The sequence below is a fragment of the Pseudomonas sp. HP_14 genome, from assembly GCF_055283875.1.
This window is the reverse complement of record NZ_JBTOQI010000019.1, coordinates 14,408-31,223: the sequence shown is the minus strand read 5'-3', so window position 1 is coordinate 31,223 and position 16,816 is coordinate 14,408. Positions and strand designations below refer to the sequence as shown.

The following is a 16,816-nucleotide window of genomic DNA, read 5'->3' as shown; positions in this document are numbered from 1 at the left end:
GAACGGCATGAACACCGCACCACCCGGCAGGAGCGAACTTGTTCGCGAGATGATTCCAATGACCCACCGCGCAGCCCTCATCGCCAACAAGTTGCCTCCTACCCGAACGGCATGAACACCGCACCACCCGGTAGGAGCGAACTTGTTCGCGAGATGATTCAACGCGCCGCAGGCAATCGCACCACAGCACATAACCCGGCAGGCGGGCGGTTTTCCAGAATGAGCTCTCCGCCGTGAGCCTGAATACAGGCGCGGGCGATCGCCAATCCCAGACCTAGCCCGCCACCCTGACTGATATCCGCGCCTCCACGGCCCAACTGCACAAACGGCTCAAACACCTGCGTCAACCAGGCAGGTTCAATACCCGAACCATGATCGAGTATTTCCAGCCGGATCATCCCGTCATCTTCACGCCCCAGGCTGATCTGCGCGTCACCCGCATGCCTCAGGGCGTTATCAATCAAATTGGTCAGCGCACGCTTCAGCGCCAACGGGCGGCAATGGCAACTGATCGGCTCGCCGTCCTGCCACGTCACCGGCTGCTCCATGGTCCGGTAACGTCGCGCCAGATCGTCGAGCATTTCGTTCAGCGATACCCTGACCGTTGGCTCTTGAACGGCATCGCCGCGCACGAAATCCAGCGTCTCGCGCACCATCGCGCGTAGCTCATCAAGGCTTTCCAGCATGTCATCACGCAGCGGACCGTCGTCGATCAACTCGACTTGCAAACGCAGCTCGGTGATCGGCGTGTTCAGGTCATGACTGACCGCCGCCAACATTCGGGTACGGCCTTCCACATGACGGGCGATGCGCTCCTGCATCACATTGAACGCGGTGGTCAGATCCCGGGCCTCTTGCGGACCGCACAGTGGCAAGGGCGCGATCCACTCACCTCGACTGACACGCTCTGTCGCTTCAGCCAGCGTCTTGACCGGCTGAACCACTCTGCGCATGAAGAAGATCACGATCAGCAGCACAGGAATCGTCGTGACCGGCAAGGTGTAAGCCAGCAAACGACTCCACTCATAAGCACCCGCTGGATGCTGCAAGGCATTGAGCGTCTGCCCATCGGGCAAAACGATGCTGGTACGCAATCGCAAAGGCGCCCAGCCAGCTCGAAAAAACACCGCTTCCCGGGCAGGTCCGCCGGTGACGCGTTCCAACTGAATGTTCACCGCATCCTGCGGCGTCAATTCCAGCCGTGCACGTAACTCTTGCGCCAGGCGCCGCTCTTCTTTGTGCATATCAAAGGGGGTGACATCAGGCTGTTGCGCGATCCAGAAACGCGCATCTTGCGTCTCCATGGTTGCCAGCACTCGCGAAGCATCAGCGGCCGACAGCTCGTGGGCCACGTGATAAGCCGTCGTCAGTCGTTCCAGCGTCAGAGTGCGGGACAGCGGGTGAATCAGTGCGCCAGTACGCTGCAGAAACAGCATGGCAATCGCATTGGACGCCAGCAGAGCAAGCAGTAACAGCAGACCCAGTTGATGAGTCATGCGTCGGGGCCAGCATCGGCTCAACCACGTCACAGGGAGTGCACGCAGACATCCGCCGCCAACATGTAACCGCCGCCCCAGACAGTACGCAGCAATTGCAGTTGTAACGGATCATCCACCAGCTTGCGACGCAAGCGGCTGATTTGACGGTCAATGGCGCGGTCATAAACATCGCTGCCGGGACGCGCCGTCAAATCCAGTAGACGCTGGCGATCAAGGGTCTGATTAGGATGCTTCAGGAAAACCGTCAGCAGCCTGCTTTCAGCGGTGCTTAGCTGGATCTGTGACCCATCAGCGCGCAACAACAATTCCGTCGCCGTAATGAAGCTCAAACCGGCGAATTCGTAACGCTGCGCCGACGAGGTACTCGATATCTGATGGCTAGCCCCTTGGGCACCACGGCGACGTAACACGCTGTTGATCCGCGCGACTAACTCGCGGGGTTCGAAAGGCTTGGTCAGGTAATCATCCGCGCCCAGATCCAGGCCTTTCACCCGGTCAGCCGATGCGTCGCGAGCGGTCAGCAGTATGACCGGAATATTTTCCCGACGATGCAACATGCCACACAGCTCAAAGCCATCACCGTCCGGCAGCATCACATCCAGCACCACCACGTCGAAAGCCTGTTGCTTGAGCAACTGCCACATCCCCGCCGCGTCTTCAGCAGTGCGCACATCAAACGCATGGCGACGCAAATACACCGCCAGCGGATCGCGGATCTTGCGGTGATCGTCAACCACAAGGATGCGGGGTGATGCGGGGTTGTTGGTGGGTTCAGAGCTCATTTCGTTCCTGATGGTGCAGTTCTCTCGCTGCAAACATGGCGCTTTTGTGGGAGCGGTGCTTGCCCGCGATAAACGTTAACGCGGTATGTCGTCTATCTGCGTCTCATGTATCGCGGGCAAGCACCGCTCCTACAAAAACAGCATTCCAGTCCAGGTTGTTATGGAGATCCTGATGGAGCAAACATATTTGCGGATGATTCCCATTAACGAGCAGCGATGATAGCCCATGCGCCACTATCCGGCACTCATTTGCAACGCTGTCGGCCTGCCGTGGTCAATGCCACTTCCCATGGATATGGGAAAATATGTGTCCGCTTGCCCCGGCGGCCCATCAAACCCTTGCCCGCTTAAACGTGAATCGCTGTCGGGCACGCTTTGAATCGCAATAACAGGAAGACCAATGCTTGAACTCGTTGCTGCTTTTATCTGCCTCACCTCGCTGCTCACTTATGTGAACTTTCGTTTTATCGGCCTGCCGCCCACCATCGGCGTCATGGTCACCGCATTGATGTTTTCGCTGATCCTGCAAGGCCTGAGTTTCCTCGGCTTCCCCGGTCTCGAAGAGCGTGTGCAACAGTTGATCAGCCAAATCGATTTCGGCGATTTGCTGATGAACTGGATGCTGTCGTTCCTGCTGTTTGCGGGCGCGTTGCACGTCAATCTGACGGACCTGAAAAGTTACCGCTGGCCCATCGGCTTGCTGGCAACCTTCGGCGTGTTGATCGCCACCACCGTGATCGGCACCTTGGCCTACTGGATCTTTGGCTGGTTCGGCTGGCACGTTAGCTTCCTGTACTGCCTGCTGTTCGGCGCACTGATCTCCCCGACCGACCCCATCGCGGTGCTCGGCGTACTGCGTACCGCCAATGCCTCTAAGCCGTTGAAAACCACTATTGTCGGCGAGTCGCTGTTCAACGACGGCACCGCCGTTGTGGTGTTCACCGTGTTGCTGGGTATCGCGCAACTAGGCGAAACCCCGACCGTCGGCGAGACCGCCATGTTGTTCGTGCATGAAGCCGTCGGCGGCGTTCTGTTCGGCGGGCTGATCGGCTACGCCGTGTACCTCATGATCAAGAGCATCGAGCAGTACCAGATCGAAGTGATGTTGACCCTCGCGCTGGTCATCGGCGGTTCGGCAATGTCCACCGAGCTGCACGTATCAGGCCCGATTGCGATGGTTGTCGCGGGTCTGATCATCGGTAACCTGGGCCGTAATCTGGCGATGAACGACATGACCCGTCGCTACATGGACGGCTTCTGGGAATTGCTCGATGACATGCTCAACGCGCTGCTGTTTGCGTTGATCGGCATGGAGCTGTTGCTGCTGCCATTCTCGTGGTCGCACATGCTGGCAGCAGGCTTGCTGGCGGTGGCGATTCTGCTGTCGCGGTTCGTCACCGTTGCGCCGGCCATCCTGCTGCTGCGTCGCTGGCGCACCGTGCCCAAAGGCACGATCCGCATCCTGACCTGGGGTGGTTTGCGCGGCGGCGTTTCCGTGGCACTGGCGCTGGCCTTGCCACTGGGGCCGGAGCGCGACTTGCTGCTGAGCATCACCTACATCGTGGTGTTGTCATCGATCCTGTTGCAGGGGTTGAGTATTGGCAAGCTGGTCAAGGCGGTTACCCGTGACGAAGTAAAACCATCACACGAGCAAACCGCCGATCATTGACGCACGCTACCGTGCCATTCAGTCCTCACGCTGAGTGGCTCGGTCCACTTGACTCAGTTACATCGGGTTAATCTGAGCATTTTTTACGGCCCAATACCGGTGCAAGGATTGCAGTGATCGTCACTGCGATGGCGAGCAATGTAAGTGCAATTGCTCTTATAGGGTGCTCGGGTACCAAATAGAGGAAGATACTGCTGCCAGTAATGAATGTGATTATCAACCTGGTTGCGATGCGTGGAATCGCAATCATCAGAACATTGCTGACGACTACACAATAGAAAACCAGTTGACTTGCCATTCCTGCGGCAACGTCCCGCGAGCTGACTACCCCGCCAAAATAGCGGTAAAAGTAAAAGACTGCCCACACCAAAACAAGATATACAAAACAGGCAGCGCTATGCACCATAAGTCTTGAGTAAAAGCCCGTACTCATCTCAACCAAACTCTATACTTGGCCAGCGCTTCTGCATCAACAGGATACTTGAGCCTTTGATCTTAGGAAGGCTCATACACAGTGACCGTTGACTCGTAAGTTCTCCCACCAATATTACCCTCAATAGTGCGCTTTTGCTTTGAAAGCTTAAAGTTCTCCGCTGCCCAGAGAGCGCTTCTCAAAATCATGTAATTATCATATTCATTGGTCATGTCTGCACGAGGCATTAGAGGATTTCCATCCCCGTAGGCTATTCCAGTGTTGACGGTTTCCGCAATGGCCTTATCCACGTCTCCCGATTTCTCTAGATAATCCCGGTAAGTATCCACGGCAAAGGGAATCTGCCCGATGGCATCAGTCCAGTACGGTTCACCATCAACGAGGACCATTAAATAGCCGTCGCCACCTAGATAACTTGCTTTCCAATCGCCGCTCAACCGAGAACTGAAGCTTAGTGAAAGCCTGTCAACGATAGAGAAATCAATGATATCCGACCATTGGAAGTGTTTAAAAGCTTGTGCCGGCTCCGCCCCTACAGTAGTCGCGTCGGGGTGTACCCAAAGCAATTTTCGATAGTTATCCGCCGCAGGATCAAACCACTGGATTTTTTATCGTATAAAAGATCGGCAGTGATTGATTGGAAGTCTTCATCCGGTCCTGCTGGCTCAAGGCCGAACAACGGTGTTCCATTCTTTCGCGTAATCAGCCATACACTTGGGACGTATATTATAAGATTATTATTTTTTCTCTGGGCAAATCATCCGAATGGTAAGCCAATGAGCTCACACCCTTGACAGTTTGAAGTTTATAGTTGGTATTGTGTATTTTCATTATGGTTTGCAAATCGTACCCCCCTTTATTTTTTTGCACACGGCGTCAAACATGAAATATTCATCGACCTAGGCAGTGAATACTCTCTTCAAAGGATAAGTAGTGAAAATGGCCTTCGCCACTCAATAAACGACTGCAATTAAAATAAATCAAACTCCTACATGAGCAAGGAATATGCCCTGCCGAGCCATCGGAGTTTTCCTACTTTATATGGACATGAGTTGGCCGCTATAGCCCGCGTACAGAAATGACATGAAAATCATGATTATTAGCTATAGAAATCTTTGCGTGCTTGACCAAGGCCCTACTGACCAGATCGCTCGCCTATGACAGGTCACAAGCGTTAAATAGCCACCGTTGAGTCGCGACTGCTGTCATGCGTGACTCGATTGGCTAAGATGCCACGACCGCCAGCCCGTGCTGGCGGTTTTACCGAGGCTCAGGAGCACGCATGTCCAGCAAAGAGGAGATCGCCGTCGTTGGCGGCACACCGATGATTCCCGATCAGCGTCGGGAGTTGATGCTGCGTCAGTTGCGAAAGCATCAGGTACTCAGCGTGCACCAGTTGGTGGAAATGTTCGATTGCTCGCACATGACCATCCGCCGCGACATTGCCTTGCTGGAACAGGAAGGCCGAGCCTATTCGGTTACCGGTGGCGTGCGCATCGCCAGCCAGTTGCACAGCGAACCCAGCCATCAATCCAAAGCCGTGGTCGAACTGCCGCAGAAACAAGGCATGGCGCGATTGGCTGCCGGTCTTCTGCACGACGACATGACCATCTACCTGGATGCAGGCACCAGCACCCTGGAAATAGTCCCGCACATTGCAGCGTTGTCAGGCATGACCGTGGTCACCAACGACTTCGGCATCGTCAACGCACTGGCGGACGCCACGCATGTCGATGTGATCCATACCGGCGGTTTGCTCGACCACCCCAATCGGTCGTGCGTTGGAGGTCTTGCTGCCGCGACCTTGCGCCAACTCGCGACTGACATCGCTTTCATGTCCACCAGTTCCTGGGATTTGCAGCGCGGCACGACAACGCCCTCCGCGTTGAAGGTCGAGGTCAAACAAGCCGCCATGCAGTCGGCCTCCCAAACCGTGCTGGTGGCGACCAGTTCCAAGTACGGCACCTTCGGCATGTACAAGATTGCCGCGCTGGAACAGTTCGACATCATCATTAGCGACGCCGCCCTGGCTGAAGCCGCCGCCGATGGTATTCGCAAGCATCGTGTCGAGTTGCTGCTGGCGCCCGTAGCGGGCCAACGCTGAGCCATGGCGATTCGCGCACTGCTGGTGATACTGGTCCTGCTGAGCGCAAACGCCCACGCATCAATGCGCTGCAATAGCACATTGATCAATGAAGGCGACCTGGCTGTTGAAGTGCTGCGCAAATGCGGCCCGCCTGCCGACCGCCAGATCACCCCGCCTGCACTGGCCGCCAATGGCCAACTGAAACACGGCGCCGTCACTGTCGAAACCTGGGTCTATGGGCCAGAGAACGGCATGTACCGCACCCTGCGGTTTATTGATGGCCGGCTCGTTCAGATCAAAAGCAAAAAATAAGAACGCACGCTATTTCTGTAGGAGTGACCTTGCTCGCGATGCGGTTTGCCTGTCGATAAATTGTCGTCTGACTGGACGCTATCGCGAGCTAGCTCACTCCTACAGAAGATCCCCGAACCCGTTGGAGCGTGTGAGCGGCAAGCCCCGCTCCAACGAAACGCTTCCGCTAATGTGAATCCATGTGAACAAGAAATAACACTTCACATTATTTGCTCACTGATTCACTATCAGATTCACAGATCAGAACAATTCCGACCGATTGCTGGCAGTGACGAGCATCGGCAACCATCCGAGGAAAACAGCATGACTAACAAGAATGTCGGCGTTATTGGCTTGGGTGCGATGGGTTTGGGCATTGCCCGCTCGTTGCTGCGCAGTGGTTTCAATGTGCATGCGTGTGATGTCCGCAGCGCCGTGACCGAGCAATTCGCCACCGAAGGCGGCGTTGCCTGTGCATCCCCTGCCGCCATGGCAGCCGCTTGTGATGTGATCATCACCGTAGTAGTCAACGCTGAGCAGACCGAAACCGTATTGTTCGGTGAGAACGGCGCCATCGCTGCACTGCGTCCTGGCAGCCTTGTCATCGGTTGCGCCACCGTTGCACCGACCTTTGCCGTCGAGCTGGGCGAGCGTCTGGCCTCGCAAAATCTGCTGTATCTCGATGCCCCGATCTCCGGCGGCGCAGCCAAAGCAGCTGCCGGTCAGATGACCATGATGACCTCCGGCCCGGCTGAATCCTACGCCAAGGCTCAAGCGATTCTCGACGGCATGGCAGGCAAGGTTTATCGCCTTGGCGACGTTCACGGCCTCGGCTCGAAAGTCAAAATCATCAACCAGTTGCTGGCCGGTGTGCACATCGCTGCCAGTGCCGAAGCCATGGCGCTGGGCCTGCGTGAAGGCGTCGACGCCGACGCGCTTTACGAAGTGATCACCAACAGTGCCGGTAACTCGTGGATGTTCGAAAACCGTGTGCCGCACATCCTCAAAGCCGATTACACGCCGCTGTCGGCTGTGGATATCTTCGTCAAGGATCTGGGCCTGGTACTGGATACCGCTCGCACCAGCAAATTCCCGCTGCCGCTTTCGGCCACTGCACACCAGATGTTCATGCAGGCTTCCAGCGCCGGTTACGGTCGTGAAGATGACTCCGCCGTGATCAAGATTTTCCCGGGCATCGAATTGCCGAAAGCCAAGCCAGAACAAGCTTAAGGGGCAACCGATGAGTAATTCTCCTGTGCGCCCGTTGCTGGGCTGCATCGCCGACGATTTCACCGGCGCCACCGACCTGGCCAACATGCTCGTACGCGGCGGCATGCGCACCGTGCAAAGTATTGGTATTCCGACGGCTGAAATGGCGGCGGATCTCGACGCCGACGCGATCGTCATTGCCTTGAAATCACGCACTACGCCTGCCGCCGAAGCGGTCGAGGAATCCCTCGCTGCGCTGCAATGGCTGCGCGAACGTGGCTGCGAGCAGATCTTCTTCAAGTACTGCTCGACCTTCGACTCCACCGCTGCGGGCAACATCGGTCAGGTCAGCGAAGCACTGCTGAAAAAACTCGGCAGCGATTTCACCTTGGCGTGTCCGGCATTCCCGGAAAACGGTCGCACAATCTTCCGTGGCCACCTGTTCGTTCAGGACCAGCTGCTCAGTGAATCCGGCATGCAGCATCACCCACTGACGCCGATGACCGACGCCAATCTGGTGCGTGTGCTGCAATCGCAAACCCAGCAAAAAGTCGGCCTGCTGCGCTACGACAGCATCGCCAAAGGTGTTGACGGCGTGCGCAGCAAAATTGCCGAGTTGCGCGCTGACGGCGTGAGCATGGCGATTGCCGATGCGCTGTCCGACGCCGACCTCTACACCTTGGGCGAAGCCTGTGCCGACCTGCCATTGCTGACCGGTGGTTCGGGCCTGGCCCTGGGCTTGCCGGGCAATTTCCGCAAGGCTGGCAAATTGCGTGACATCGACGCCGCCAAACTTGAGCCGGTTTTGGGTGGTGAAGTGGTGTTGGCAGGTAGCGCTTCGGTCGCCACCAACGGTCAGGTCGCGGCCTGGCTTGAAGCCAATCGCCCTGCCCTGCGTATCAATCCATTGGAGTTGGCCGCTGGTCGTCCGGTGGTTGAGCAGGCGCTGGAGTTCGCCCACAAAGCAGGCGAAACCGTGCTGATCTACGCCACCAGCTCGCCAGATGAAGTCAAAGCCGTACAACAGCAACTGGGCGTTGAACGCGCAGGCGCGTTGGTGGAAGACGCGCTGGGGCAAATCGCGAAAGGTTTGCTCAATGCTGGCGTGCGCCGCTTCGTGGTCGCGGGCGGTGAAACCTCCGGCGCTGTGGTTCAGGCGTTGGGCGTGCAACTGCTGAAGATCGGCGCGCAGATTGATCCAGGCGTTCCGGCCACCGTCAGCAGTGGCGCTCAACCGCTGGCATTAGCACTCAAGTCCGGCAACTTCGGTGGCCGTGACTTCTTCAGCAAAGCCCTAAAGCAGCTGGCGGGGGAAGCCTCATGAGTGCTGAAAACAAGCTTCGCGAAGAGATTTGCGACATTGGCAGGCTGCTGTATGGCCGCGGCTATACCGTTGGCAGCGCGGGAAATATCAGCGCACGGCTCGATGACGGCTGGCTGATCACGCCGACTGACGCCTGCCTGGGTCGCCTTGACCCGACCGAAATCGCCAAGGTCAATCTGGCCGGTGAATGGGTGTCGGGCAGCAAACCCTCGAAGACCCTCGCGCTGCATCGCGAGGTCTACGACCGCAATCCAGGTGTCGGTGGCGTGGTGCATACCCACTCCACTCACCTGGTTGCGTTGACCCTGGCGGGCGTCTGGCAGGAGGACAACATCCTGCCGCCACTGACGCCTTATCAGGTGATGAAAGTCGGGCAGATTCCGCTCATTGGTTATGAGCGCCCCGGCTCGCCGAAAGTCGCCCAGCGTGTCGCGCAACTGGCCAACAGTGTGCGCGGCGTGATGCTCGAACGGCTCGGTCCGGTTATCTGGGAAAGCTCGGTTGCCAAGGCCGCCTACGCCCTCGAAGAACTGGAAGAGACCGCTCGACTCTGGTTGATGACCAACCCAAAACCCGCGCCACTCGACCAGGCTGCCCTGGAGGAGTTGCGCGAGGTTTTTGGGGCGCAGTGGTAGTTCAAGGCATTTGATTGAGGGCCGTTCGAACGGCCTTCGACAAGACCCGGCCCCGCCGGAAAACAATAACAATGGGACTTTAAAGTATGACGCCACTAATGCTGATGTTGATCGCTGGCGCGGGCATCGCGCTGCTGCTGTTCCTGGTCCTCAAATACAAATTTCAGCCGTTCGTGGCGTTGATGCTGGTGAGCATCATTGTTGCGCTGGTCGCGGGTGTGAAGCCGGCTGATCTGGTTGCCACCATCGAAGGCGGCATGGGCAAAACCCTAGGTCACATTGCGATCATCATTGCCCTGGGCGCGATGATCGGGCGCATCATCGAGCTGTCCGGTGGTGCCGAGGCATTGGCCAAAACCCTGATCAAACGCTTCGGCAATCGGCGCACGCCGCTGGCACTGACCGTTGCCGGTTTCATCGTCGGTATTCCGGTGTTCTTCGAGGTCGGCGTGATCATTCTCATGCCGCTGGCCTACGGCGTCGCCCGTGCTGCGCGTAAACCACTGCTGCTGTTCGCCTTGCCAATGTGTGCGGCATTGTTGGCAGTGCATGCCTTCCTGCCGCCGCATCCGGGCGCTGTTGCCGCTGCAGGCCAGTTGGGCGCAGATCTGGGCCGGGTACTGATGTTTGGTATCCCGATGGTTGCAGTGCTGAGCCTGATTGGTTACTTCATCGCTGGCCGCATGACCCGCAAGTTCTACCCGATGACGGACGATATTCGTGCCGAGGTCTACGGCCCGCATATGACCAACGCCGACCTGCAAGCCTGGCATAACGGCGACTACTCCAACACCAGCAGCGAAGCGACGCATTCGAACAAGCCAGGCATGGAAGAAAGCGCCAGCAGTCTTGCCGCATCGCTGCCTCCCGCTCCGGCGCCTGGCTTCGGCTTGATCATCGGCCTGATCCTGCTGCCGATCGTACTGATTCTGCTCGGTACGTTGGCCACCACCATGCTGCCTGTCGACTCGACGCTGCGCAGTGTGCTGACTGTATTGGGCGCGCCGCTGGTTGCTTTGCTGATCGACACCTTGCTGTGCGCATGGTTGCTAGGTACTCGCCGTGGCTGGAGCCGCACTCAGGTGTCTGACGTGATTGGCTCGGCGCTGCCAGGTGTTGCCATGGTGATCCTGATCGCCGGTGCCGGTGGCGTGTTCGGTAAAGTGCTGGTTGATACCGGCATCGGCGCTGTCGTCTCCGAAGCGCTGCGTACAACCGGCCTGCCGGTTCTGGCGCTGGGCTTCCTGCTGACCCTGCTGTTGCGTGCCGTACAAGGTTCCACCACCGTTGCACTTGTGACCACTGCCGGTATTCTCAGCCCGCTGATCGCAACCCTGAACCTGACACCCAACCACCTGGCTCTGCTGTGTCTGGCCATGGGCGGTGGCGGTCTGGCAATGTCGCACATCAACGATGCCGGTTACTGGATGTTCACCAAACTGGCTGGCCTTAATGTCGCCGACGGCCTCCGTACCTGGACCGTGCTGGTGACTATCCTCGGCACCCTGGGTTTCCTTGCGACCCTGGTGATCTGGCCATTCGTCTGATCCAACAAGACTGGAGTTAACATGCCTCGTTTCGCTGCCAACCTCAGCATGCTCTACCCGCAACATGATTTTCTCGAGCGCTTCAGCGCAGCGGCCGCCGATGGTTTCGGCGCCGTCGAGTATCTGTTTCCGTATGACTACAGCACTCAGGAGCTCAAGCAGCGCCTGAGTGACAACGGGCTGGTGCAAGCGCTGTTCAACGCACCGCCGGGTGACTGGGCAGCAGGCGAACGTGGCATTGCTTCGCTGCCAGGACGTGAAGAAGAGTTTCGTACCGGCATCGCCCGCGCACTGGAATACGCGGACGTGCTAGGCAACGACCGGATTCACGTCATGGCAGGTTTGCTGCCGGACGAGCAACTTCGTGCACGCCATCAGGCGGTGTACCTGGAAAACCTCGCCTACGCCGCTGAACAAGCCGCCAAGGCAGGCATCACGGTGCTGATCGAGCCGATCAATACCCGTGACATGCCTGGGTTCTTCCTGAATCGTCAGGATCAGGCGCAAGCCATCTGCAAGGAAGTTGGCGCTGCCAACCTCAAGGTGCAGTTCGATTTCTATCATTGCCAGATCGTCGAGGGCGATGTGATCTCCAAGCTACGTCGTGATTTCGCGGGCGTAGGCCACATCCAGATTGCCGGTGTGCCGGATCGTCACGAGCCGAATCTGGGCGAGCTGAACTACAACTGGCTGTTCGAAGAAATCGATCGTCTGGGTTACACCGGCTGGATTGGCTGCGAATATCGGCCCAAAGGCGACACCAGCACCGGCCTGCAATGGCTGCGCGATTGGCAGAGCCTCAAGCGCTGAGTACAGTCAGTCCTGGCAACAGCTACACCTCATAAAAACAAAAAGAGGAACTGAACATGCAAGGTTTCAAAAGCGGCCTGTGCGCTGCGCTGCTGATCGTGGCGCAGACGGGAATAGCCTTCGCGGCAAGCGTTCCAGCATCAGTGGAAGGTGTATGGACAGCACCCAGCTTCACCTTCCACACCGGGGAAAAGCTGGACAATCTGCGCATGAGTTACATCACCGTCGGCGATCCAAAAAACCCGGCGGTGCTGTATCTGCATGGCACCAACCGCCCTGCCAGCGACATGCTGGGCAAGGATTTCGGGGGTGAGCTGTTTGGTCCCGGGCAACCTCTGGACGCCAGCAAATACTACATCATCGCGCCCGATGGCATCGGCGTCGGCAAGTCGAGCAAACCGTCTGACGGTTTGCGCATGAAGTTTCCCGCCTACAACTACGACGACATGGTCGTGGCGCAACATCGTCTGTTGACTGAAGGGATGGGCATCAAGCATTTGCGGCTGGTCATGGGCAATTCCATGGGCGGCATGCAGACCTGGATGTGGGGTCAGAAATGGCCGGAGATGATGGATGCGCTGGTACCGATGGCTTCGCAACCTACTGCGATGTCGGCCCGCAACTGGATCATGCGGCGCATGTTGATCGAATCCATCAAGCAGGACCCGGCCTGGAACGAAGGCAACTACACCAGCCCGCCGCCTTCGCTGCGTCTGGCCAACGTGATGTTTGGCTTCGGTACCAGCGGTGGCACCCTTGCTTATCAGGCTTTGGCGCCTACACGGGCACAGGCAGACAAACTGGTTGATGAACGATTGGCGGCACCGCTGCCGGGCGACGCGAACGACTTCATTTACCAATGGCAGTCGTCGGCGGACTACGATGTGGCGCCGCATCTTTCGGCGATCAAGGCACCGGTACTGGCAATCAACAGCGCGGACGACGAGCGCAATCCACCTGAGACCGGGACTATGCAGAAATCACTCGCCCAGTTGAAAAATGCGCGCCTGGTGTTGATTCCTGCCAGCGCGGAGACCCGCGGGCACGGCACGACCAATATGGCTCGCTTTTATGCTGAACCGCTGGGTGAGTTCATGAAAGCCACCGCCCGGCCTTAGCAAAACGGTCTCAGGTAGGAGCCAACTTGTTGGCGAGGCATCGGCCCTGTGAAAACAGGAATATCGTCTCGCGAACAAGTTCGCTCCTACCGGATGTGGGTCGCAGGCAGTCAGCCGTCTACCGACTCTTCCTTGAACTGATCTTTCACATAGGTGATTTCGGTCTTGCCGTGCGGTGCGGGCAGGCCATCTTCGCCGAGGTTGACGAACACCATCTTCTCGACCGTCAGGATGCTCTTGCGGGTGATCTTGTTGCGCACCTGGCATGTCAGGGTAATCGAGGTACGGCCGAACTCGGTGGCGGTAATGCCCAACTCGATGATGTCGCCCTGGCGTGAGGCGCTGACAAAGTTGATCTCGGAAATGTACTTGGTCACCACGCGCTGATTGCCTAATTGCACGATGGCGTAAATTGCCGCTTCCTCATCGATCCAGCGCAACAGGCTGCCACCGAACAAAGTGCCGTTAGGATTGAGATCCTCAGGTTTCACCCACTTGCGAGTGTGGAAATTCATGCTTGCTCCTGACGTCTGCCGATTGATGCGGGTAATCATGGCAGACACAGCGGGTATCAGCACAGTCATCGCTTCCTATCGAATTCATAGAGTAGTGGCACCGTCCATCCGGTCCCCGGTATTTTTTCAGCCGCTGGACTGGAGTTGCCTCGGCAGCCGCCGATAGAAAACCTTGGGAAGATGAGCCAGCTTGGCTATAATCCCCACCGTTTCAAAACGGTCATCTTCACTTGATACCGTTCCCGCCACCTGTCCGAGGGGCGCTGCAGCAGGTTTTCCTGTCAGGCTCGGATGGGGCGTTGTTCGATCGGGTTGTCCCGTCGAACCTTAAACGCACAACGGCGCCCATTCGCACACTACGAATGGAGACTCTCTAATGAGTGCTGTACTTACGCCCGCAGATTTTTCCGACTACAAAGTAGCCGACATGTCCCTGGCTGCCTGGGGCCGTCGCGAAACCATCATCGCTGAATCCGAAATGCCTGCCCTGATGGGCCTGCGCCGCAAATACGCCGGCGAGCAACCACTCAAGGGCGCGAAGATTCTCGGCTGCATCCACATGACCATTCAGACTGCCGTTCTGATCGAAACCCTGGTTGCCCTGGGTGCCGAAGTTCGCTGGTCGTCCTGCAACATTTTCTCCACTCAAGACCAGGCCGCAGCTGCCATTGCTGCTGCCGGTATCCCTGTTTTCGCCTGGAAAGGCGAGACCGAAGAAGAATACGAGTGGTGCCTTGAGCAAACCATCCTGAAGGATGGCGCGCCTTGGGATGCCAACATGATCCTCGACGACGGCGGCGACCTGACCGAGCTGCTGCACAAGAAATACCCGGCCATCCTGGACCGCGTTCACGGCGTGACCGAAGAAACCACCACCGGCGTTCACCGCCTGCTGGACATGCTGGCCAAAGGCGAGCTGAAAATCCCGGCCATCAACGTCAACGACTCGGTGACCAAGAGCAAGAACGACAACAAGTACGGCTGCCGTCACAGCCTGAACGACGCCATCAAGCGTGGTACTGACCACCTGTTGTCGGGCAAGCAAGCGCTGGTTATCGGTTATGGCGACGTGGGCAAGGGTTCGGCTCAATCCCTGCGTCAGGAAGGCATGATCGTTAAAGTGACCGAAGTCGACCCGATCTGCGCCATGCAAGCCTGCATGGACGGTTTCGAGCTGGTTTCGCCGTTCATCGACGGTGAAAACGACGGCACCGAAGCCAGCATCGACAAAGCACTGCTCGGCAAGATCGACCTGATCGTGACCACCACTGGTAACGTCAACGTTTGCGACTCGAACATGCTCAAAGCGCTGAAAAAACGCGCTGTGGTCTGCAACATCGGTCACTTCGACAACGAAATCGACACCGCTTTCATGCGCAAGAACTGGGCATGGGAAGAAGTGAAGCCACAGGTACACAAGATCCACCGTACCGGCCCTGGCGCATTCGATGCCCAGAACGACGATTACCTGATCCTGCTGGCCGAAGGCCGTCTGGTTAACCTGGGCAACGCCACTGGTCACCCAAGCCGCATCATGGACGGTTCGTTCGCCAACCAGGTTCTGGCGCAGATCTTCCTGTTCGGCCAGAAGTACGCCGATCTTTCCCCGGCTCAAAAAGCCGAGCGTCTGACCGTTGAAGTACTGCCGAAGAAACTCGACGAAGAAGTGGCCCTGGAAATGGTTCGCGGCTTCGGTGGCGTTGTGACCAAACTGACCAAGACCCAGGCCGACTACATTGGCGTGGCTGTTGAAGGTCCGTTCAAGCCGCACGCTTACCGTTACTGATTGATCGAGTGGGCCTCGCTTCCTTGTGGGAGCGAGGCTTGCCCGCGAATGACTGCAAAGCAGTCACGGAATGCGAGCGCCCACTCACGTCGATACCACCGCGTCTCTGTAGGAGTGAGCTTGCTCGCGATAGCGTCAGATCAGTAGATACGTCCATCGACTGACCTGACGCTATCGCGAGCAAGCTCACTCCTACAGGGTGAAGTGTCAGGTTTTCGAATTCCCAAGGTTATTGACCATGTCCCAAGACCGCAGCTTCAGCTTCGAATTCTTCCCGACGAAGACCGAAGCTGGCCATGAAAAGCTTCTGAACGTTGCTCGTCAGATAGCTGGCTACAACCCCGCTTTCTTCTCCTGCACTTACGGTGCGGGCGGATCTACACGCGACGGTACGATCAATACCGTGCTGCAGTTACAAAATGAAATACAAGTGCCGTCAGCTCCGCACCTGTCCTGCGTTGGAGACAGCAAGGACGACCTGCGCGGCCTGCTGAACCAATACAAAGAGGCCGGCATCAAGCGTATCGTCGCCCTGCGCGGCGACCTGCCATCAGGTATGGGTGTTGCCAGTGGTGAGCTGCGTTATGCCAGCGACCTGGTGTCTTTCATTCGTGAAGAGACCGGCGGGCACTTTCACATCGAAGTGGCTGCCTACCCTGAGATGCACCCTCAGGCGCGCAACTTTGACGATGACGTGAAGAACTTCGTGCACAAGGCCAAGGCCGGCGCCGACAGCGCAATCACCCAGTATTTCTTCAACGCCGACAGCTACTTCTACTTCCTGGAGCGCGTGCAGAAGAAGGGCGTAAGCCTGCCAATCGTGCCCGGTATCATGCCGATCACCAACTACAGCAAGCTCGCGCGCTTTTCCGATGCCTGCGGTGCGGAAATCCCGCGCTGGATTCGCAAGCAACTGGAAGCCTACGGCGACGATGTGCAGAGCATTCAGGCGTTTGGCGAACAGGTCATCACCGAAATGTGTGAGCGCCTGCTGGCAGGTGGAGCACCAGGGCTGCACTTCTACACACTGAATCAGGCCGAGCCGAGCCTGGCTATCTGGAACAACCTGAAGCTGCCGCGCTAAGATACGCATCCTTCTTACGGAGTAGGCC

General features: G+C 57.6%; 15 protein-coding genes and 1 riboswitch. Of the genes, 11 read left to right on the top strand and 4 right to left on the bottom strand.

Annotation, left to right across the window (positions count from 1 at the left end):
- Nucleotides 1–158 precede the first annotated feature (158 nt).
- Nucleotides 159–1,496 carry an ATP-binding protein gene (locus tag ACYASS_RS13905; protein WP_463586558.1) on the bottom strand — a complete coding sequence of 446 codons (1,338 nt, stop codon included), beginning with the start codon at nt 1,494–1,496 and terminating at the stop codon, nt 159–161.
- A gap of 29 nt (nt 1,497–1,525) precedes the next feature.
- Complete coding sequence (locus ACYASS_RS13900; protein WP_463586557.1) at nt 1,526–2,281, bottom strand: response regulator; 756 nt, start codon at nt 2,279–2,281, stop codon at nt 1,526–1,528.
- A 400-nt stretch (nt 2,282–2,681) separates the two neighbouring features.
- On the opposite strand from ACYASS_RS13900, the gene ACYASS_RS13895 reads away from it, so the two are divergent.
- Nucleotides 2,682–3,950: a cation:proton antiporter gene (locus ACYASS_RS13895; protein ID WP_463586556.1), complete on the top strand. Its 1,269-nt coding sequence runs from the start codon at nt 2,682–2,684 to the stop codon at nt 3,948–3,950.
- Nucleotides 3,951–4,445: 495 nt separating this feature from the next.
- Here the strand turns inward: ACYASS_RS13895 and ACYASS_RS13890 are convergent, their stop codons facing one another.
- Nucleotides 4,446–4,949, bottom strand: coding sequence for a hypothetical protein (locus ACYASS_RS13890; RefSeq protein ID WP_463586555.1), 504 nt, complete (start codon nt 4,947–4,949; stop codon nt 4,446–4,448).
- Nucleotides 4,950–5,665: 716 nt separating this feature from the next.
- Here ACYASS_RS13890 and ACYASS_RS13885 point away from each other — a divergent pair.
- The 8 genes from ACYASS_RS13885 to ACYASS_RS13850 all read left to right on the top strand — a co-directional run bounded on the left by ACYASS_RS13885 (nt 5,666) and on the right by ACYASS_RS13850 (nt 13,403).
- Nucleotides 5,666–6,487, top strand: coding sequence for a DeoR/GlpR family DNA-binding transcription regulator (locus ACYASS_RS13885; RefSeq protein ID WP_122666940.1), 822 nt, complete (start codon nt 5,666–5,668; stop codon nt 6,485–6,487).
- 3 nt (nt 6,488–6,490) lie between these two features.
- Nucleotides 6,491–6,781: a DUF2845 domain-containing protein gene (locus ACYASS_RS13880; RefSeq protein WP_463586554.1), complete on the top strand. Its 291-nt coding sequence runs from the start codon at nt 6,491–6,493 to the stop codon at nt 6,779–6,781.
- Between the two features lie 258 nt (nt 6,782–7,039).
- Entirely contained in the window at nt 7,040–7,990 is a 951-nt protein-coding gene (gene ltnD, locus ACYASS_RS13875; RefSeq protein WP_463586582.1) for an L-threonate dehydrogenase, read from the top strand.
- 10 nt (nt 7,991–8,000) lie between these two features.
- Nucleotides 8,001–9,293: a 3-oxo-tetronate kinase gene (gene otnK, locus ACYASS_RS13870; protein ID WP_463586553.1), complete on the top strand. Its 1,293-nt coding sequence runs from the start codon at nt 8,001–8,003 to the stop codon at nt 9,291–9,293.
- On the top strand, nt 9,290–9,928 hold the full coding sequence (otnC, locus tag ACYASS_RS13865) for a 3-oxo-tetronate 4-phosphate decarboxylase (RefSeq protein WP_463586552.1): 639 nt from the start codon (nt 9,290–9,292) through the stop codon (nt 9,926–9,928). Before otnK ends, otnC begins: the two co-directional genes overlap by 4 nt.
- A gap of 86 nt (nt 9,929–10,014) precedes the next feature.
- Entirely contained in the window at nt 10,015–11,475 is a 1,461-nt protein-coding gene (locus ACYASS_RS13860) for a GntT/GntP/DsdX family permease (protein WP_243244096.1), read from the top strand.
- Between the two features lie 21 nt (nt 11,476–11,496).
- Nucleotides 11,497–12,285, top strand: a complete 789-nt coding sequence (otnI, locus tag ACYASS_RS13855) for a 2-oxo-tetronate isomerase (RefSeq protein WP_463586551.1) — start codon at nt 11,497–11,499, stop codon at nt 12,283–12,285.
- Between the two features lie 56 nt (nt 12,286–12,341).
- The gene (locus tag ACYASS_RS13850; protein WP_463586550.1) at nt 12,342–13,403 is read left to right on the top strand and encodes an alpha/beta fold hydrolase; all 1,062 of its coding nucleotides are present in this window, start codon (nt 12,342–12,344) and stop codon (nt 13,401–13,403) included.
- Between the two features lie 110 nt (nt 13,404–13,513).
- Here the strand turns inward: ACYASS_RS13850 and ACYASS_RS13845 are convergent, their stop codons facing one another.
- On the bottom strand, nt 13,514–13,918 hold the full coding sequence (locus tag ACYASS_RS13845) for an acyl-CoA thioesterase (RefSeq protein ID WP_463586549.1): 405 nt from the start codon (nt 13,916–13,918) through the stop codon (nt 13,514–13,516).
- A gap of 249 nt (nt 13,919–14,167) precedes the next feature.
- Nucleotides 14,168–14,272: riboswitch (S-adenosyl-L-homocysteine riboswitch) on the top strand.
- Nucleotides 14,273–14,294: 22 nt separating this feature from the next.
- Between ACYASS_RS13845 and ahcY the strand changes: the two genes are divergently transcribed.
- Both ahcY and metF read left to right on the top strand, forming a co-directional pair.
- Entirely contained in the window at nt 14,295–15,704 is a 1,410-nt protein-coding gene (gene ahcY / locus ACYASS_RS13840; RefSeq protein WP_095092741.1) for an adenosylhomocysteinase, read from the top strand.
- 238 nt (nt 15,705–15,942) lie between these two features.
- Entirely contained in the window at nt 15,943–16,788 is an 846-nt protein-coding gene (gene metF / locus ACYASS_RS13835; RefSeq protein WP_243244093.1) for a methylenetetrahydrofolate reductase [NAD(P)H], read from the top strand.
- Nucleotides 16,789–16,816: the final 28 nt, after the last annotated feature.